Source organism: Pedobacter cryoconitis, assembly GCF_003259615.1.
In the GTDB taxonomy this organism is placed as follows: Bacteria; Bacteroidota; Bacteroidia; order Sphingobacteriales; family Sphingobacteriaceae; genus Pedobacter; species Pedobacter cryoconitis.
Window position 1 is genome coordinate 48,975 of the sequence record NZ_QLLR01000007.1, and the last position, 18,297, is coordinate 67,271.

16 protein-coding genes are annotated in these 18,297 nt (G+C 38.9%); 8 read left to right on the top strand and 8 right to left on the bottom strand.

Going from position 1 to position 18,297, the window contains the following annotated elements; all coding sequences use genetic code 11:
* Positions 1–3 precede the first annotated feature (3 nt).
* From truB to LY11_RS09835, 4 genes are read right to left on the bottom strand one after another with little or no spacing between them, the layout of a single operon-like run.
* On the bottom strand, positions 4–753 hold the full coding sequence (gene truB, locus LY11_RS09820; protein ID WP_394340911.1) for a tRNA pseudouridine(55) synthase TruB: 750 nt from the start codon (positions 751–753) through the stop codon (positions 4–6).
* A gap of 24 nt (positions 754–777) precedes the next feature.
* A complete protein-coding gene (locus tag LY11_RS09825; protein WP_111633544.1) occupies positions 778–1,572 on the bottom strand; it encodes an undecaprenyl-diphosphate phosphatase in 795 nt (264 codons plus the stop codon).
* Between the two features lie 7 nt (positions 1,573–1,579).
* Positions 1,580–1,804 (bottom strand): DUF3098 domain-containing protein, encoded by a 225-nt coding sequence (locus tag LY11_RS09830; RefSeq protein WP_111633545.1) that lies wholly within the window; start codon positions 1,802–1,804, stop codon positions 1,580–1,582.
* Between the two features lie 6 nt (positions 1,805–1,810).
* Positions 1,811–2,689, bottom strand: a complete 879-nt coding sequence (locus LY11_RS09835) for a cell division protein FtsX (RefSeq protein WP_111633546.1) — start codon at positions 2,687–2,689, stop codon at positions 1,811–1,813.
* Positions 2,690–2,875: 186 nt separating this feature from the next.
* Here LY11_RS09835 and leuS point away from each other — a divergent pair, with 186 nt between their 5' ends.
* Together leuS and LY11_RS09845 are read left to right on the top strand one after the other, a co-directional pair.
* Entirely contained in the window at positions 2,876–5,671 is a 2,796-nt protein-coding gene (leuS, locus tag LY11_RS09840) for a leucine--tRNA ligase (RefSeq protein ID WP_111633547.1), read from the top strand.
* 213 nt (positions 5,672–5,884) lie between these two features.
* The gene (locus LY11_RS09845; protein ID WP_111633548.1) at positions 5,885–8,317 is read left to right on the top strand and encodes an outer membrane beta-barrel family protein; all 2,433 of its coding nucleotides are present in this window, start codon (positions 5,885–5,887) and stop codon (positions 8,315–8,317) included.
* A gap of 49 nt (positions 8,318–8,366) precedes the next feature.
* On the opposite strand, the gene LY11_RS09850 is transcribed toward LY11_RS09845, so the two are convergent.
* Positions 8,367–9,998 carry an ABC transporter substrate-binding protein gene (locus LY11_RS09850; RefSeq protein ID WP_111633549.1) on the bottom strand — a complete coding sequence of 544 codons (1,632 nt, stop codon included), beginning with the start codon at positions 9,996–9,998 and terminating at the stop codon, positions 8,367–8,369.
* Between the two features lie 45 nt (positions 9,999–10,043).
* On the opposite strand from LY11_RS09850, the gene LY11_RS09855 reads away from it, so the two are divergent.
* Entirely contained in the window at positions 10,044–10,499 is a 456-nt protein-coding gene (locus LY11_RS09855; RefSeq protein WP_111633550.1) for a hypothetical protein, read from the top strand.
* Here LY11_RS09855 and LY11_RS09860 read toward each other — a convergent pair.
* Positions 10,496–11,017, bottom strand: coding sequence for an NADPH-dependent FMN reductase (locus LY11_RS09860; RefSeq protein WP_111633551.1), 522 nt, complete (start codon positions 11,015–11,017; stop codon positions 10,496–10,498). The genes LY11_RS09855 and LY11_RS09860 overlap by 4 nt on opposite strands.
* A 179-nt stretch (positions 11,018–11,196) precedes the next feature.
* Between LY11_RS09860 and LY11_RS09865 the strand changes: the two genes are divergently transcribed.
* Genes LY11_RS09865 through lepB form a run of 5 tightly spaced genes read left to right on the top strand, consistent with a single transcriptional unit; the run spans position 11,197 to position 15,531 of the window.
* The gene (locus LY11_RS09865) at positions 11,197–12,000 is read left to right on the top strand and encodes a ParA family protein (RefSeq protein ID WP_068406272.1); all 804 of its coding nucleotides are present in this window, start codon (positions 11,197–11,199) and stop codon (positions 11,998–12,000) included.
* A gap of 10 nt (positions 12,001–12,010) precedes the next feature.
* Positions 12,011–12,928: a ParB/RepB/Spo0J family partition protein gene (locus LY11_RS09870; RefSeq protein WP_111633552.1), complete on the top strand. Its 918-nt coding sequence runs from the start codon at positions 12,011–12,013 to the stop codon at positions 12,926–12,928.
* The gene (locus LY11_RS09875; protein ID WP_111633553.1) at positions 12,928–13,545 is read left to right on the top strand and encodes a DUF5683 domain-containing protein; all 618 of its coding nucleotides are present in this window, start codon (positions 12,928–12,930) and stop codon (positions 13,543–13,545) included. The genes LY11_RS09870 and LY11_RS09875 overlap by 1 nt, the downstream gene beginning before the upstream one ends.
* Positions 13,546–13,588: 43 nt before the next feature.
* A complete protein-coding gene (gene dapB / locus LY11_RS09880; protein ID WP_111633554.1) occupies positions 13,589–14,329 on the top strand; it encodes a 4-hydroxy-tetrahydrodipicolinate reductase in 741 nt (246 codons plus the stop codon).
* An 8-nt stretch (positions 14,330–14,337) separates the two neighbouring features.
* The gene (gene lepB, locus LY11_RS09885; protein ID WP_111633555.1) at positions 14,338–15,531 is read left to right on the top strand and encodes a signal peptidase I; all 1,194 of its coding nucleotides are present in this window, start codon (positions 14,338–14,340) and stop codon (positions 15,529–15,531) included.
* Between the two features lie 70 nt (positions 15,532–15,601).
* On the opposite strand, the gene LY11_RS09890 is transcribed toward lepB, so the two are convergent.
* Complete coding sequence (locus LY11_RS09890; RefSeq protein WP_111633556.1) at positions 15,602–16,684, bottom strand: Ldh family oxidoreductase; 1,083 nt, start codon at positions 16,682–16,684, stop codon at positions 15,602–15,604.
* Positions 16,685–16,693: 9 nt separating this feature from the next.
* Complete coding sequence (gene bshC / locus LY11_RS09895; RefSeq protein ID WP_111633557.1) at positions 16,694–18,280, bottom strand: bacillithiol biosynthesis cysteine-adding enzyme BshC; 1,587 nt, start codon at positions 18,278–18,280, stop codon at positions 16,694–16,696.
* Positions 18,281–18,297: the final 17 nt, after the last annotated feature.

An 18,297-nucleotide genomic window follows, 5' to 3' on the forward strand; every position in this document is an offset into this window, starting at 1 on the left:
CTATTAAATGTTTGTGTGAGCTTGTTCAGCTGCGGCAGCTTCTCTTTTGTTTTTAAGATATTCCACCAGATCGGTTACTTCAAAGGCATCTTCTAATAGAAACCCCCCGCTTCTGGTACGGGTAAGTTTTGATAGGTAGGCACCGTTTTCAAGATGTTTTCCGAAATCTGAAACCAGCGATCTGATATAAGTACCCTTACTGCAAACGATTCTGAAGTCAACTTCAGGTAAAGCAATACGGGTAATCTCAAAAACTGGTACGGATACAAAACGAAGCCTCAATTCCTGCTCTTCACCTCTGCGGGCTTTAACATATAAACGTTCTCCGTTTACTTTGACTGCGGAATGGGCTGGTGGATATTGCTGTATATCGCCGGTAAATGGCGCAGTAGCGGCATAAATTGCTTCTTCAGTTAAATTAGTGAGCGGATATTCCTGATCCACTACCGTTTCCATATCAAAAGAGGGCGTTGTAGCCCCCAGAATCATCGTCCCGGTATATTCTTTGTCTTCTGCCTGAAAGGTATCGATCTGTTTAGTCAGTTTTCCTGTACATAAAATTAATAAACCTGTAGCCAATGGGTCTAATGTACCTGCATGGCCAACTTTTAATTTCAGGGGTTTTAACGAATTCCTTATCTTTCCTACTACATCAAAACTCGTCCACTTATAGGGTTTATTGATGAGTATTAACTCTCCTTCGGCAAAATTGAAGGTTCTTTCCAGTAACTTTTGTGCGCTCAAAATGGTAATCTAAATTAAGCTGCAATTTACACATTAAATTATTTGCAGGTTATGCCCGCTATATATTAATACAATGATGATCAATCCAGCAATGATACGATACCATCCAAACACTCTGAATCCGTGTTTGTTCAGGTAACCGATAAAACTTTTAATAGCCAGCAGGGCTACAATAAATGCAATGACATTAGCGATAACAAGAAGCTGAATCTGATCGTGGCTAATGGTATTGCCTTCTTTATAAAAATCAAATAACTTTTTTCCTGTTGCTGCAAACATCGTAGGGACAGCCAGAAAGAAAGAGAATTCAGCAGCTACTTTTCTGCTTAATTTCATAGACATACCACCAACAATACTTGCGCCGGATCTTGATGTTCCGGGAATCATTGCCAGGCATTGAAAAAATCCAATTTTCAAAGCGGTAAGATAACTGATCTCTTCTTCTTCATGGATAGTCGGCTTGTTAAACCATTTGTCTACAAAAAGAAGAATTACCCCTCCAACTACTAAAGATATAGCCACTGTCATCGGGCTTTCCAGCATCTGGTCAATCTTTTTGCTGAGCAGCAATCCAAAAATAGCTGCTGGAATAAAAGCAACCAGCAATTTAATATAGAAATTAATTGTTTTAAAGAAGCGTTTGAAATACAATACGACTACCGAAAGAATTGCTCCCAGCTGAATCGCAATAGTAAATAATTTAACGAAAGGATCGGATGCAATTCCCATAAAGGAAGAGGCAAGGATCATGTGGCCGGTAGAAGAAACTGGCAAAAACTCAGTCAGTCCCTCTATAACAGCGAGAATAATGGCATCTATAAGAGTCATGTATAGCTTACTTTTTCAGGATTGCGTAAATACCAAATCCAAATCCAAAAAGCACAACCATCGGCGCAAGAAGTGTTTTTCTTAAATCATAAATGTCAGTTGTTCCAATCATCAGCATAAACCCGGCTACAACAATAGCCATACTGATTAACAACAGCTGATAATTCTTTTTTGTAAAAACCATTTCATTTTTAGGGTCTTGCGTTGCAGGACTAGTTTTTTTCTCGATCATTTGTTATTATCTGTAAAGGTCGTAAATTTTTAAACGTAAATATTTGCTTACTGCAAAGGTTGTACTCAGCGCGGTCAGGAATATTCCCATCCCTACTAAACCAAGCAGAACGATACCAAATTCGGTGTAATTTCTTAGAATAATGATCTCAGGAATTTCTTTTTGTGCGTAATATAAAAGTCCAAGCAAGATCAGGATAGCAATAAACGAAGCGATTAAGCCATGCAGCATTGCCCAGAAAATAAAGGGTTTGCGGATGAAATTCTTCGTCGCACCTACTAACTGCATGCTTTTGATCAGGAAACGTTGTGAATAAATTGCCAGTCTGATCGTATTGTTAATCAAAGCTACAGAGATAACCAGCAGGATAGCCGCAAATCCCAATACAATTAAACCAATAGTATTGATGTTTTTATTGACCATATCAATTAACGAGCTCTGATAGATCACTTCTTTAACAACCGGGTTTTTACTGATCGTAGCTTTTAATGCGTCAATACTTTTATTGTTTGCATAGTCTGCTTTCATGTAAACATCTACGGTAGACAGTAGTGGGTTGTAACCCAAAAAGTTCACGAAATCTTCCCCTAAATCTTGTGTAAGGTTTTTTGCAGCGACTTCTTTGTTCACATATTCTGTCTGTTTAACGGCAGGGTTAGCATCAAGTTCTTTCCTGAACTGAATAACATCAGGTTCTTTTGCGCCTTCGTCAACTATGATATTTAATACAATATTCTCTTTTACATAGTTAGAAAGATTCTTTGCATGTACCAGTATGAGTCCCAATACGCCAAGCATCAACAAAACCAGGGTTATACTGAATATAGTAGAGATATAAATGGTTTTCGTCTTCTTAGAAGCATCACTAACTTCAAATTCTTCCATATTTTATGAGTTGGGTGTATTTTATGTCCTGCGAAAATAAAAAAATATATGCAAACTAGATGCCTTTTAAACGGGTAAAATATCTTGTTTGGTATGAATATCGTTTATATCGCTAAAGTTCTTTTGATAAGGCTTCTAAAACCTCCTTAATTTCTTTATTTTCGCCGTATATAAAGGATTTTTGTAATGGATTACCAATTTAAAGAAATAGAACAGAAGTGGCAGGGGTTTTGGGCAGCACACCAAACGTTTAAAGCAGAGGCAACATCAGCCAAACCTAAATTTTATGTGCTTGATATGTTTCCATACCCATCGGGTGCGGGTTTACATGTTGGCCACCCACTGGGCTATATTGCCTCCGATATATTTTCAAGATACAAAAGATTAAAGGGTTACAATGTTTTACATCCGATGGGATATGATTCATTTGGATTACCTGCTGAACAATATGCGATACAAACAGGACAGCACCCGGCATTAACGACTGAAGCAAATATCAGTACTTACCGTCGCCAGCTGGATCAGATTGGTTTTTCTTTTGACTGGAGCCGCGAAGTACGTACCAGCGAACCTGAATATTATAAGTGGACGCAATGGGTGTTTATGCAGCTGTTCAATTCCTGGTATAACCTGGAAACAGACCGTGCGGAAGATATTAATACTTTAATTGAAAAATTCAATGCTTCGGGCAGCGCTGATGTAAAAGCAGCAAGTGATGAGGACGTGAAAAGTTTCATGCCAAGTGACTGGGCAAATATGACTGCGGAAGAAAAACAGGAAGAACTGTTGAAATACCGTTTAACATTTTTGAAAGAAAGTACAGTAAACTGGTGCGCAGCATTAGGGACGGTATTGGCTAATGATGAAGTGAAAGATGGTTTCTCTGAACGTGGCGGCCATCCTGTGGAACAGAAAAAAATGATGCAATGGAGCATGCGTATTTCTGCTTATGCAGAGCGTTTGTTACAAGGTTTAAATACGATTGACTGGCCGGAGCCGGTTAAAGAAATGCAGCGCAACTGGATTGGAAAAAGTGTTGGGGCGAGTGTCCGCTTCAAAATCGAAACCGATGCAGTCATTAACACAGATTACATTGAAGTGTTTACCACGCGTGTGGATACTATCTTTGGTGTTTCTTATGTGGTATTAGCTCCGGAACATGAACTGGTAGCTGCATTGACTACGCCAGCACAGGTAAATGATATTAAGAATTATATAGAGCAGACTAAAAAGAAATCTGAGTTAGACCGTATGGCGGATACTAAAACAGTTTCTGGTGCTTTTACGGGTACTTATGTGGTGAACCCGGTGAGTGGTGAGCGTATCCAGTTATGGATTGCTGATTATGTGCTTGCTGGTTATGGTACTGGCGCTGTAATGGGCGTGCCAAGTGGTGATCAGCGTGACTGGTTATTTGCAAAGCATTTTAATTTGCCGGTTGTTCAGATCCTTGATGCACAAACAGCGATTGATGTACAGGCTGATAGCACTAAAGAAGGTAAGTATATCAATTCTGGTTTCATCAACGGAATGACCTATACTGAAGCGACTGCTACTTTGAATAAGTGGCTGGAAGATCAGGGTGCAGGGAAAGCGAAAGTGAATTTCCGTATGCGTGATGCGATATTTGGTCGTCAGCGTTATTGGGGAGAGCCTATCCCGGTATACTTTAAAAATGGTCTGCCTTATTTGATCAAGGAAGAGGAATTACCTTTATTGTTACCTGAGGTTGATAAGTATTTGCCAACAGAGACTGGTGAGCCGCCTCTGGGCAGGGCTGAGAACTGGACTTACGAAAATCAGTATCATTATGAGTTGAGTACAATGCCGGGATGGGCAGGTTCAAGCTGGTACTGGTATCGTTATATGGATTCCAATAATCAAACTGAGTTTGCTGGTAAAGAAGCTATTGAATATTGGAAGGATGTAGATTTATACATTGGTGGTGCTGAACATGCTACGGGTCACTTGCTTTACAGCCGTTTCTGGAATAAGTTCCTGAAAGATATGGGGTATGTCAAAGAAGAAGAGCCTTTCAAAAAACTGATTAACCAGGGAATGATCCAGGGCAGAACTAATTTTGTTTACCGGGTAGCTGATGAATCAGGCAAGGGCACTAATACTTTGGTTTCTCATGGTTTGAAAAACAATTATAAAACTTCGGCATTACGTGTCGATGTAAATATTGTAGAGAATGAGATCCTGGATATTGAAAAATTTAAGTTGTTCAGACCTGAATTTGCTAATGCAGAATTTATTCTGGAGAATGGTAAATATATCTGTGGGGTAGAGGTAGAGAAAATGTCTAAATCTTATTTCAATGTCGTTAACCCCGATGTATTAATTGCCAGTTATGGTGCAGATACTTTAAGGATGTACGAAATGTTCTTAGGCCCGCTTGAACAAAGTAAACCATGGAATACAAACGGAATTGAAGGGGTATTTAAGTTTCTTCGTAAGTTCTGGCGCTTATTCCACAATGATCAATGGGAATTTACTTTATCGGATGCTGAACCTACCAAAGCTGAATTAAAGGCATTGCATAAAATTATTAAAAAGGTACAGGATGATATTGAGCGTTTTTCTTTCAATACTTCAGTATCCAGCTTTATGATTGCGGTGAACGAGCTGACAGATCTTAAGTGTAATAAACGCAGTATCTTGCAAGAGCTGGTTGTTGTACTTTCTCCATATGCACCGCATATTACGGAGGAATTATGGTCGTTGTTAGGAAACGAGGGCAGTTTATCTTATGCTGCTTATCCTGAATTCAACCCGGCACATTTAGTAGAAGATGAATTCAGTTACCCGGTTTCTGTAAACGGAAAAACCAGGTTAAACTTAAATCTGAGTTTAGCACTTGAAACCAAAGAGATTGAAGAAATCGTATTGGCTGATGAGCAGGTTCAGAAATATCTGGAGGGTAAAACACCTAAAAAGGTGATTATTGTTAAAGGCCGTATTGTGAATATTGTGATTTAATTCAATAGTATCTATAATATACTGAATGGTTATTAAGGAGTCAAATCCTTAATAACCATTTTTATTTAAGGACATTTTCAATAATTACCGGTAAAATCCTGCTATTCACCGGTTATAATTATCAGCATTGCAAAAAGAATTTTAAATAGCCCGTAACAAAGTTAAATTTGCGGCGACTAAATAACACACACAGAATCACACTATTACTAAACTATGAAAAAACTACTACTACTATTTGTCTTTCTGGGACTAATACAGCAGGTTAACGCCCAATTCACACTCGGTGGCGGAGCACAAAAGGTAACTATAACCGGAAGGATAAGTGCTGTTATTATTGACTCTGCTACTAAACAACCTGTTGATTATGCAACGGTATCTCTGATCAGGGTTAAAGATAATAAATCGGTTAATGGCGGTGTAACTGATGCAAAAGGTAAGGTTGTACTACAAAATGTATCCCCGGACCAGTATAAGTTATTGATTGGCTTTATGGGCTATAAGGGTAAAACGATGTTAGTGAAAACCAGCCCTGAAAAACCTGATCTGAACCTGGGAAACGTTTTACTGACTGGTACAGAAAGTAATTTAAAAGAAGTTGCTATCGTTGGTAAAACACCAATGATCGAAACTAAAATTGATAAATTGGTTTATAATGCGGAACAGGACGTAACCACAGCGGGAGGTAACGCCGGGGATGTGATGCGTAAAGTGCCAATGGTAACTGTTGATATTGACGGAAATCCTTCTTTGCGCGGGAGTTCTGCGGTTAGGGTACTGATTAACGGGAAGCCATCAGGAACGATGTCAAACAGTGTAGCTGATGCCTTGAAAATGATTCCTGCTGAAGAGATTAAAAGCGTGGAAGTAATTACAAGTCCTTCGGCAAAATATGATGCAGAAGGGGCAGGTGGAATTATTAACATCATCACCAAAAAGAAAACTGCTCAGGGGGTTAATGGTAATGCTTCGTTATCAGTTGGTACACGCCAGAATAATGGTAATTTTAGTTTAAACGCTAAAAAGGGACGTTTAGGAATCAGTTCAAGCTTTGGCGGGCAGTATGCGATTCCTCAGGATACAAGAATTGTCTTGGAAAATGATGTCTACAGCCAGCAATCACATGTCTTTCAGGAAGGGTTCAGTAAAGCAAAAAGATATGCTTATAATGGAAGTATAGGTCTGGATTATGATATTAATGCCTATAACAGCCTGTCTACGAATATCAAATACAATGATTTTTCGAATGGTGCAAAAGGAAACTCAAATGTGACCAGCAGTATCATGGATACTATATTGAGGACAATTAATTATGTACGTTCTTCTGATAGCAAAAGCAGTTTAAACAATATAGACTGGAGTGCCGATTACAGGAAAACGACTAAAAAAGAAGGCGAAGAGTTTACGGTTTCCGGTCAGGCAAGTTTTGGCAGGAATACAACCCAATTTAATACAAGCCTGATTAATCCGGACGGGTCAGCATTGGCTCCGGATGTAAATGGTGATAATACGGGTAAAAATAATGAGTATACGTTACAAACGGATTATGTCTATCCTTTTAGTAAAACAATGTCGTTGGAAACCGGTGTTAAGGGGATTCTAAGAGATATAAAAAGTAAGTACCAGAGCAGCGAACAGGATTTTGACTATAAACAAAATGTTGGTGCAGCTTATGGTGTTTTAAGTTTTAAACTTGCTAAATTGTTTGATGTTAAGGGTGGTTTAAGAGCAGAATACACGGATATTAGCGGGGTGTCTGGCTCTTCATTGAATTTCAATAATAATTATTTTAATTTGTTTCCAAGTGTAATTATCTCCAAGACACTAAAGGGGAATTCTACGTTGAAACTGAGTTATAACACAAGGATGCAAAGACCAAGTTTGTCTTATCTGAATCCTTTCTTAAACAGGAATGACCCGGAAAATCAGCAGCAGGGTAATCCAAATTTAAATCCTGAAATAAGTGATATTGTGGAGCTTGGGTATTCGACCTTTATTAAAGGATCTGTAATTAATGCCTCTATATTTTACCGCACGACTACAGACGTAATTGAGAGTCTGTATTTTCCTGAACAAAAGCTGACTACTTATGCCAACGTAGGTAAAAATAAATCTTTCGGTGGTAATGTGTTCGCTACCTATAATCCATTGCCTAAATGGACTTTAATGGGTAATTTCAGCTTAAATACCTATGATTTAAGGAATTCACAGACCAATCAGAGTACTGGTGTATTTGTAAATTACTCGGTGTTTGCCAGGTCTGCAATTTCTTTTAAAGGCGGATGGAATACAGAGATTTTCGGTGTGTATAATGCGTCAAGGAGAACTTTTCAGGGTACTTCAGGGCCAATGGCATTTTATGGCGGCGCATTCAAGAAAGAGATCATGAAAAAGAAAGCGACTGTTGGTGTCAATGTATTGAATGTCTTTTCAAGAGATCTGCATATTCATAATGAGAATACAGGAGCTGATTTCCGTCAGAATATGAATATTTATTATCCTTTGAGATCTTTTGGGGTTAACTTTAGTTATAAGTTTGGTAAGGTTACTTTTTCTGCTCCAAAGAAGAAAAAAGGGATTTCCAACGATGATTTAAAGCAGGATGAAGGTGCCGGAGGATTAGGTGGGGGCGGAGCTCCAAAACAATAAATTCATCTGAATAATAGGGTTAAATTTCCAGTTACCTGGAGAGTTAACCCTATTTCTTTTTAACCCGTTTCAGGATCATTACACTTAATGGATTGATTGGGTAACCACTAATATTATTTTGCAGCATGGTCACTGACTGATCATAAAGAATAGGGACAATAGAGGCATTCTCTATGACCATATTATCCATCTTCTGATATAAAACGTAACGCTTTTTTGCATCATTCTCATAGTAGCTCTGTTCAAATAAGCGATCAAACTCTTTATTGAAATACCCGGTATAGTTTGGCCCATAAGGCACACGGTTTTTAGAATAGAAAACAGAAAGATAATTTTCTGCATCAGGATAATCGGCAATCCAGGAACCCCTGAAGAAATTGACTTCATTTTTAGACATCAGTTCTCTTAAGCTGGAGCTTGGTGTAACGTCAACTTTGATTTTCATGCCCAGTGAGTTCAATTCTCCCTGGATAAATTCGATGAGATCTTTGTAAGTTGTAGAAGTGCTCAAAGTTAGTTCCGGCATTCCTTTTCCATGCGGAAAACCTGCTTCAGAGAGTAGCTGCGCCGCTTTTACGGGGTCATAATGATAACCTTTTACTTTAATACTATCAAAACCAGGCATTCCTTTGGGTACAAAACCCGAAGTCGCAGGTGTACCTGTGCTGTTGCGCAAATATTTAATCAGCTTTGCCTTATCTATCCCATAATTAATAGCCTGACGTACTTTTTTAAATCTTAAAGGAGAGTTCCTGACAATAGATTTTGAAGTATCTACTAATATACCAACATATTCAGTACACAGATAAGCTCCTTTGATCAACTGAAATTTGCCTTTATACTTGCTGGTCATATGGCCGCTTTTGGTTAAGATGTCATCACGATAGCTCCCATCAACACTGTAAAAGAAATCGAGGTCTTTTTTGATAAAGGACATGAAAGCACTTTGCTTGTCCGTGATAAAAGAAACTTTAACAGCATCCAGGTAAGGAAGTCTTTTGCCATGGTCTTTTTCCCAGTATTTTTCGTTTTTCAACAGGACGAGAATTTCCTCTTCTTTCCAGTATTTAAAACGAAAAGGCCCTGTGCCTACAGGATGACTTCTGAAGTCCTTTCCATAATAATCTGCCACTTCATGTGGTACAACTACACAGTATTGTGTAGTCAGGAGATTCAGGAATGCTGGAAATGGTTTGGTTAAGTGAATAATTAAAGTAGTGTCATTGAGTGCCTGGAAGCTATTTTTGTCCTTTACTTTATCACTGAAGATCCAGCCTCCTGAAGAAGCTACTTTTGGGTCTGACAAGCGGTTAAAGCTATAGGCAAAATCTGCTGCAACAACTTTTCTCCCTTTTCCATGAATAAAAAGAGGGTCGTCGTGAAAGTATACATCATTGCGCAGGTGAAAGGTATACTGAAGTCCGTCTGGTGCTACTTCCCATGATTTGGCAATGGCCGGAATGGTATTTAGTGCGCTGTCCGCCTGAACAAGTCCGTTAAAAAGCTGGTTCATCATCCATATTGCAGGCTGATTACGTGCAAAAGCAGGGTCTAATGAGGTCAGACTCTGGTCAAAATTCAGGTTAAAGACTTTTTTATTGTCGTCCTGCGTCCCGGAATGGCACCCCCAGCATGTAATCAGACATAAAATGTAAAATATATTTTTTATAATTCGGGGCATCAGGTCAGGAATATTACTTTTGCACAAAGTAATAAATTAATCGATATGTCTTTTTTAAATGCACTTATAAATAATATTGGGGATGAAACGCAACGCGAAGATTTGCAGGAGCGCGTGGATATTATTCTGCATAAGATTAAATTTATGGACAAAGTTCCTGTAACCTGCCTGGATACAAATAACACCCCTAATCACGTATTGAATGTGCTTCTGGAGGCTGTTGGTGGCGAAGTGCTTGAAATTGTTCAGCAGGCGAAAGTACTGATCTATCATCAAACCAATACAGGTATTGGACAGCTAATGGGACTCGTGCCTGCTCTTTTAGAAAAGGAATGGCCGGCAGTTGCTTACAACAGAGTTTACCTGATGGAAGACACTTCTGCCTTTTTAAGTGATCCGGTATCCTTTGTAGAGGCTATGGAAGACATGGCAGAAATGCTTTATCCTGGCTATTTTATTTTTGGTAATGAAGGAAAAAACTGGACTTCCTTTGCTGTTTAATAAGCAATAAGTTTGTCTATCTGCTGTCCTGTAAATTTTAAAGTATCTTCCTTATAAAAATTACCCTGTTCATCCAATTCTGTTTTGATGGCTGGAATATGTAAACGTAAAGGGAGAACATTCAGGTGCAGATAACTGCATACGCCACCAAAATGATCGATTCCTCTGATGTTTCCATATTTACCGGAGGAGATACCAACCAGGCAGGCTTTTTTATCATAAAAGCTGTCTGGAAAGTCACAGGCATCGATTAATGTTTTTAAAACACCAGGAAAACTGCCATTGTATTCAGGAATAATGAACACAAATTTTTCGGTTGCCGTAATTTGTTCTTGTATCTTTTTAAATTCCGGAGATCTTTTTCCGTATAAATCGGAAACGATTAATTGAGCCGGCAGGTCTGTCAGGCTCAGTATATTAGCCTCTTGTCCTTTTTTAGCGAGTGTGTCTCTATAATATTTTGCGACTTTCAGCGTATTGCTATCGGGTCTGTTTGTGCCTGAAATGATCGTAATCATGTAAAAATTGTTAATAAGATGTTTAAAACACGCTATTGTTTAACGCTAATATTGTCATTTAGTTTGTATCTTAGCTAATTGTTAAAAAGCCCCTAAATGTAGGTAAAAATAGCGTTTTATACCTAAAGGATCTAATTCACAAATTCTCAGGAAATAATTGGTAATTATTAAAAAGATAAATGAGTAAAATTATTGCATTGGCCAATCAGAAAGGTGGAGTAGGTAAAACAACTTCATCTATAAATTTAGCCGCCAGCCTGGCCGTATTAGAATACAAAACTTTATTGGTAGACGCAGACCCTCAGGCCAATTCAACTTCAGGAATTGGGTTTGATCCAAGAAGCATCAAAAATAGTATTTATGAATGTATCATCAATGATGTAGAACCTTCAGAAGCTATCCAGAAGACGGAAACACCTAACCTTGATTTATTACCAGCACATATCGACCTGGTTGGAGCAGAAATTGAGATGATCAATCTGACCAACAGGGAATATAAAATGAAAGCCGTCCTGGAGAAAATTAAAGACCAGTATGATTTTATCATTATTGACTGTTCCCCTTCACTGGGTTTGATTACAATCAATGCTTTAACCGCTGCGGATTCTGTGATTATACCTGTTCAATGCGAATATTTTGCATTGGAAGGATTGGGTAAATTGTTGAATACCATAAAAATTGTACAAAACAGGTTAAACCCTGAATTGGAAATTGAAGGTATTCTTTTAACCATGTACGATGTACGTTTACGTTTATCAAACCAGGTTGTAGAAGAAGTAAGAACACATTTCCAGGAACTGGTATTTGATACGATTATACAAAGAAATACCCGTTTAAGTGAGGCACCAAGTTATGGGATTTCGGTCATCATGCATGATGCAAATTGTAAGGGAGCAATAAATTATCTGAACCTTGCCCGTGAGATTGTCCGCAAAAACGGATTGGTCAAAGAAAATCAGGGTTTGACTTCTGCAACTATTTAAATATAACTTAATGACATCGTTTCAGCGAAAAACAGGTTTAGGTAGAGGATTAAGTGCTCTTTTAGATGATTCAGATTCTGCTCATCCGCAAAAGAACGCAATTAACCCGGTCAGTGAGACTGAACAGAAAACGCAATCAGGTAATATTGGTAATATCAGGATCAGTGATATTGCCACAAATCCTTATCAACCGCGTTCTGAGTTTGATCAGGTTGCATTAAATGAACTTGCCGATTCCATCAGGGTACAGGGATTAATCCAGCCGATTACTGTCAGAAAAGCTGAAGGAGGAAATTATCAGTTAATCTCAGGTGAGAGACGTTTAAGAGCGTCTAAACTGGCGGGGTTGACAGAAATCCCTGCTTATGTCCGTGAGGCCAATGATCAGCAGATGCTGGAAATGGCCCTGATCGAAAACATTCAGCGGGAAAATCTAAATGCAATTGAAGTTGCACTGAGCTTTCAGCGTATGCTGGAAGAATGTAATCTTAAACAGGAACAATTGGGCGAGCGTGTCGGTAAAAACCGGTCAACAGTTACCAATTATCTGCGTTTACTAAAATTACCTCCTGCTATACAAATCTCGATCCGTGATCAGAAAATCTCTATGGGGCACGCACGGGCGCTGATTAGTGTAGAAGAAACTGAAAAGCAATTATTTATCCATCAGGAAATTATTGATAAAGGGCTTTCTGTACGGAAAGTGGAAGAATTGGTTAGAAGTATCAACAGTCTTCAGCTGAAACCGAAAAGTCCAAAACAGCCATTGGGCGTATCTTTCGAATATCAGAAATTACAAAAAGACCTGGCTTCAAGATTTGCGACTAAAGTGAAACTTAAAGTTGGTGAAAACGGCAAAGGTGCAATTGAAATTCCCTTTGTTTCTGATGATGACCTGAGCAGAATATTAGAATTATTAGATTGGTAATGCCAAAAAAACTACTGTTATCGGTCTTGTTTTGCTGCACTGTTTTTGCAGTTAGCGGGCAGGAAAAATTTAGTGTGAAAGGTGATAGTCTTAAACGTACCCCGGTTAAAGTAGATACGGGATATGTAAACCTTGGCCGTATTGCCGGCAGAAAGGCAGCATTCAGATCTGCATTGATTCCTGGCTGGGGACAGTATGGAAACGGGTTAACTGTTTACCGCGGGATAAAAATAGCTGCAATCTATACAGGTGGTACTTTACTGGTGATGTCTTTCATCCAGAATAATACTAAATATCATCAATACCTGACTGAACTTCAATACAGAGAGACACATAATGATCAGGCTCCCCAAGGTAGCCCGCTTGCCAGTATCGGTAAAGACGGATTATTAACAGCCAAGGATATATTTCGAAGGAACAAAGAAGTTGTCATCTTTTCTATGGTAGGTTTATATGTGGTGAACATTGTGGAAGCCTATGTTGATGCAAGGCTTTCCTATTTTGATATAGGTGATAACCTGGCTATCAAAGTTTCTCCTACTGTAATTGGTACACAATCGATGATGTATGGCTACAATGCCTTCAATCCTGGTCTGAAAGTCGCCTTTAGATTTTAATTTCAATATGATTTACCAATTATCTTTTTTAAAATATAAATAAATGAACATAGCTTTAATCGGTTACGGTAAAATGGGTCAGATCATTGAACGTTTTGCTATAGAAAGAGGGCACGAAGTTGTCCTGAAAGTTGGCATAGATAATCTGGCCGATCTGACTGTTTTTAACTTAAGAAAAGCAGATGTAGCCATAGATTTCAGTACACCTGATGCTGCTATTAATAATATATATACTTGCTTTGATGCAAATGTGCCTATCGTTGTTGGTACAACTGGCTGGTATGGTCAGTTACAGGAAATAAAAGATGAGTGCCTGCGCCGTAACAATACGTTGTTATATGGGTCTAATTTCAGTATAGGGGTTAATTTGTTTTTTCATATCAATGAAGTGCTTGCCAAAGTGATGAACAATTACCCGGTTTATGAAGTACAGGTAGAGGAAATTCACCACACTCAGAAACTGGATTCACCAAGTGGTACGGCAATGACGCTTGCAGAAGGTATTATCGAAAATATGGACCGTAAATCTGAATGGGTGAATGAACTGGATGGTAACCCGGCTATTGAAGTGTTAAAGCAGGAACAAGTATTGATTGCTTCACAGCGAATTGAAAATATACCAGGTACACATACAGTGATTTATAGTTCAGAGGTAGATGAAATAGAATTGAAACATACTGCGCATAGCCGTGCCGGATTTGCACTGGGGGCAGTAGTTGCAGCTGAATGGCTGCAAAATAAACAGGGATTCTATAATATATCTGATATATTTAATTTAAAATAACAAAACATATGAATTGGAAGTTCTGGCAAAAGAATAATACTGAGCCGAAAAAGAAAAAGACCAAAAGCAGAGAATGGTTTGATGCCGTTGTTTTCGCTGTAATTGCCGCCACTGTTATCCGCGTATTTTTTATTGAAGCTTATACTATTCCTACGGGTTCCATGGAGAAGTCGCTGTTAATCGGCGATTTTTTGTTTGTGAGTAAAGTTAATTACGGCGCGAGGATACCAATGACTCCGGTTGCTTTTCCTTTTGCACACCATACGATGCCTGTTACCGGTACAAAAGCTTATTATGACGGTATACAATGGAAATACCGCCGATTACCTGGAATGCAGGATATTAAAAGAAATGATGTTGTAGTTTTTAACTTTCCTGATGGTGATACTGTAGCGTTAGAAGCCCAGGACAGAGACTATTATGATATGGTACGTGCAGTTGGTAAACAGGCTATTCAAAGTCAGTATACAATTGTCAGCAGACCAGTAGATAAAAGAGAGAATTATATCAAACGTTGTATCGGTATCAGCGGTGATATATTAAGTATGTCGAATGGATTGGTTACGGTCAACGGAAAAGCTGAGCCGATGAAAAATACTGGACAAATTGATTATATGGTGAAATTTAAAACCAGTGATGTCAATTTCCAGGTGTTTGAAGAAATGGGTTTTGTCATTGACAGGGACATCAGTGCATTATCTCAGGATACTTATAATTTTGTCGGTACACCAGTAATGATGGACAAAGTAAAGAAACTGGATTTCGTTGCTGCTGTTAATACACGTACTGCTGCACCTGGTGCGGTTGAAGCGAATGTGTTTCCTCAGGACCCAAACAGAAAATGGAATGCTGATAACTGGGGGCCAATTCAAGTTCCTAAGAAAGGATGGACTGTAAAACTGGATAGTGTATCTATGCCTTTATATCAGCGTGCTATTTCTACTTACGAAGGTAATAAAGTAGAGAAAGTTGCTGGTGGATGGTTAATTAATGGGGTGAAAAGTGATAGTTATACCTTTAAAATGGACTACTACTGGATGATGGGAGATAACAGGCATAATTCACTGGATTCAAGATATTGGGGATTTGTACCAGAAGATCATATTGTAGGCAAAGCTTTATTCATCTGGATGAGTTATGATACCAATGGTTCTTTCTTTAGTAAGATCAGATGGGGCCGTTTGTTTAACGGTATTCATTAAGCCAGGATTTTATAATTCCCGCTATAAACAAAAAGGGTTGCTGTGTCGTAAACATAGCAACCCTTTTTGTTTATAGCCGGCTAATTTGTAGCTTATCGGCGAGTTCGTTCAGATCATTTACAACTGGTTCTACCAAAGGAATTCCAGCTATTTTGCGTTCCTGTTCAAAGGCGTATTCAGGTTCTCCCGGAATAATTACCCGCTTGGCAGGATCGATAGTCTGCGCACTTTGAAAACGCTCAATCCAGTTGTCCAGGTGATCCTTGAAATCTTGTGCCGGACGAAAACCATCTATGCGCATTGCGCCAAAGAAATGGCCAAGACCTTCACCTACCGGATTTGCTGACGGTTCAAGGAAAGCTACAAAAGGGGGAACCCATGGGCCGTAATTAGCTCCTGAAAGCACTGCCGTCAAAATATCAACTGTTGCACTTAAACCGTAACCTTTATGACTGCCATGATCCTTATCACTTCCCAATGGCAATAAAGAACCACCATTTTTTAGTGCATTAGGATCAGTAGTTCCATGACCATTTTTATCTTGTGCCCATCCTTCTGGAATAGGCAGGTTTGCGCGCTGTGCAATTTCCAGTTTTCCATTTGCAGCAGCTGCGGTAGCCATATCAACAACTACCGGAGGATATTTTCCTGCAGGAAAAGCATAACACATTGGATTAGTCCCTAATAATCTTTCATTGGCATAGGTAGGTGCAACCAATGGACTTGCATTGGTCATGCTAATGCCAATCATATCTTTTTCTACAGCCAGCAAAGCATGATAACCTGCAATACCGAAATGATTGGAGTTTTTGACTGCAACCCATCCGCTGCCGTATATAGCCGCTTTTTCCATAGCGACCTTCATCGCAAAAGGAGCAACTACCAGGCCGAGGCCTGCATCACCATCTACTGTGGCTGTTGTTGGCGTTTCATGTACGACCCTGATATTTGGTGTAGCATTAATTCTTTCTTTCTCCCATAAGCGTATATAGCCGCTTAACCGGGCTACGCCATGAGAATCTATTCCTCTAAGGTCAGAACGTAACAACACGTCTGTGGCCAGGTCTGCATCTATAGCAGAGCAGCCCATTCTCAAAAAGACGCTTCTGGTAAAATTCCGTAAACGTGTTTCTGTAAAAGTATGAAAGGTCATTTGAATGAGTTAAGCGTATAGAACCGTAAATTTATAATCGAGCGGTTTGAATGCAGCTAATAAACCGTCAATAAAATCTTCCCCGTAAAGTACGTACATCGGGGCAATATTCAGCACACGTTCCTGCAGTACACCTGATGGAAAGAGTTTATTCTTTAAGGTGTCAATCTGCTGCAAGGAGGTAGTATGCTTGCGCTTTTCAGCTCTTAAAAGTTTTTTCTCCAGGTTAGTAACCAGTTTTAAAGCTTTTGTTTTAGCAGCTTCCGCAGACATGGAAAGTGTTTTGTCGATTTTATAAGAGTTTAATTTGATCTGATCAAAAACAGCTCTTATTGCGCGTTGCTCATCATCCAGACAAAGAGAATCACCAACATGTGCTTTAATCCATTGGTTTTTCAATTGCTCATCACTATTAAATAAAGTGATCGGGCTAATATCCAGAATTTGCATTTTGCGGGCACTTCTATCGTCTATAACTAAAGCTGAATTTCTTAGAATCAGGATAGGATAAGGGATTTTGTAGAAATCAAAATTAGCTTTTAGCTGTAACCAGTAGGTTACTTCGGCTCCGCCACCGATATAAGCAAGGTTTGGTAAAATAAGTTCCTGGTAAACCGGACGCATCACCACATTGGGACTAAAACGCTCCGGGTGATGAGCTATTTCCTGCTTTAAGCTTTCTTTGGTAAAGCTGATTTCAGTATTCAGGACTTTATATTCCCCGTTTTCTTCTACAATACGTTCGCGGAGCTGATTGTCCATATAGAAGAAATTGATCTCCCGTGGATTTACCTGGGGTTTATAACCTTTTGCTTCCAGTGCCTCACTACTTGTATTAATTTGTGCGAAACTGTGCTGTTCTACAATGTCCTGGTATATAATTGATGAAAACTGTGCTTTCAAGGCAGCATCGTCAGCATCCACACAAACTAAACCTTTTTTACCAAATAAGGTATCTACCAGTTCACGTGTTGCATCAGCAAGACTTTTATTGGAGGTATAGGCTTTTTCAACGATTTGTGAGAATTCAGTACCATTTTCGCTGATACCTAAATAACCTTTATAACCAATAAGTGCATCTGTAATATCTGAAGTTGTTAACCTGCCAGTAGCTCCTGCTGCATTTTTCTTCCAGGTCAGCATTTTATCCTCTACCTTCACATGATTGATTTCTTCAAAATCATGATCCTCTGTAGCCATCCAGTAGACAGGTATAAAGTTATAGTCAGGAAAACGTTGCTTGAGATCTGCTGCAAGTTTAATCGCAGTAACAATCTTATAGATGAAATAAAGGGGGCCTGTAAAAATATTTAGCTGATGACCTGTCGTTATAGTAAACGTACGCTCATCAGCTAATAAGTTGATATTTTCAAGAACTGAAGCAGAGGGCTGCAAATGCTGATACTGCTTATGCAGGCTGTTTACTAATAAGCTGCGGTCACCAGAATACTTCCGGTCTCCGATTGCTTTTTTAAAACCCTCTAAAGTAGGGGAGTACTTATAAAAAGACTCCAGATTATCCTTTCCATCAATGTAATCCAATACAATGGATGAAAAGGCGTGTGTTTGCTGATAAGAGATGTACTTGGCCTGCATTGCTACGAAATTAAGTT

Excerpts from the sequence above, each read along its gene's own strand:
- lepB (WP_111633555.1), top strand. The coding sequence starts at position 14,338 with ATGAATTGGAAGTTCTGGCAAAAGAATAATACTGAGCCGAAAAAGAAA.
- LY11_RS09860 (WP_111633551.1), bottom strand. The coding sequence starts at position 11,017 with ATGATTACGATCATTTCAGGCACAAACAGACCCGATAGCAATACGCTG.
- LY11_RS09850 (WP_111633549.1), bottom strand. The coding sequence starts at position 9,998 with ATGCCCCGAATTATAAAAAATATATTTTACATTTTATGTCTGATTACA.
- LY11_RS09855 (WP_111633550.1), top strand. The coding sequence starts at position 10,044 with ATGTCTTTTTTAAATGCACTTATAAATAATATTGGGGATGAAACGCAA.
- LY11_RS09825 (WP_111633544.1), bottom strand. The coding sequence starts at position 1,572 with ATGACTCTTATAGATGCCATTATTCTCGCTGTTATAGAGGGACTGACT.
- LY11_RS09830 (WP_111633545.1), bottom strand. The coding sequence starts at position 1,804 with ATGATCGAGAAAAAAACTAGTCCTGCAACGCAAGACCCTAAAAATGAA.
- LY11_RS09865 (WP_068406272.1), top strand. The coding sequence starts at position 11,197 with ATGAGTAAAATTATTGCATTGGCCAATCAGAAAGGTGGAGTAGGTAAA.
- dapB (WP_111633554.1), top strand. The coding sequence starts at position 13,589 with ATGAACATAGCTTTAATCGGTTACGGTAAAATGGGTCAGATCATTGAA.
- LY11_RS09835 (WP_111633546.1), bottom strand. The coding sequence starts at position 2,689 with ATGGAAGAATTTGAAGTTAGTGATGCTTCTAAGAAGACGAAAACCATT.
- LY11_RS09890 (WP_111633556.1), bottom strand. The coding sequence starts at position 16,684 with ATGACCTTTCATACTTTTACAGAAACACGTTTACGGAATTTTACCAGA.
- leuS (WP_111633547.1), top strand. The coding sequence starts at position 2,876 with ATGGATTACCAATTTAAAGAAATAGAACAGAAGTGGCAGGGGTTTTGG.
- bshC (WP_111633557.1), bottom strand. The coding sequence starts at position 18,280 with ATGCAGGCCAAGTACATCTCTTATCAGCAAACACACGCCTTTTCATCC.
- LY11_RS09845 (WP_111633548.1), top strand. The coding sequence starts at position 5,885 with ATGAAAAAACTACTACTACTATTTGTCTTTCTGGGACTAATACAGCAG.
- LY11_RS09870 (WP_111633552.1), top strand. The coding sequence starts at position 12,011 with ATGACATCGTTTCAGCGAAAAACAGGTTTAGGTAGAGGATTAAGTGCT.
- LY11_RS09875 (WP_111633553.1), top strand. The coding sequence starts at position 12,928 with ATGCCAAAAAAACTACTGTTATCGGTCTTGTTTTGCTGCACTGTTTTT.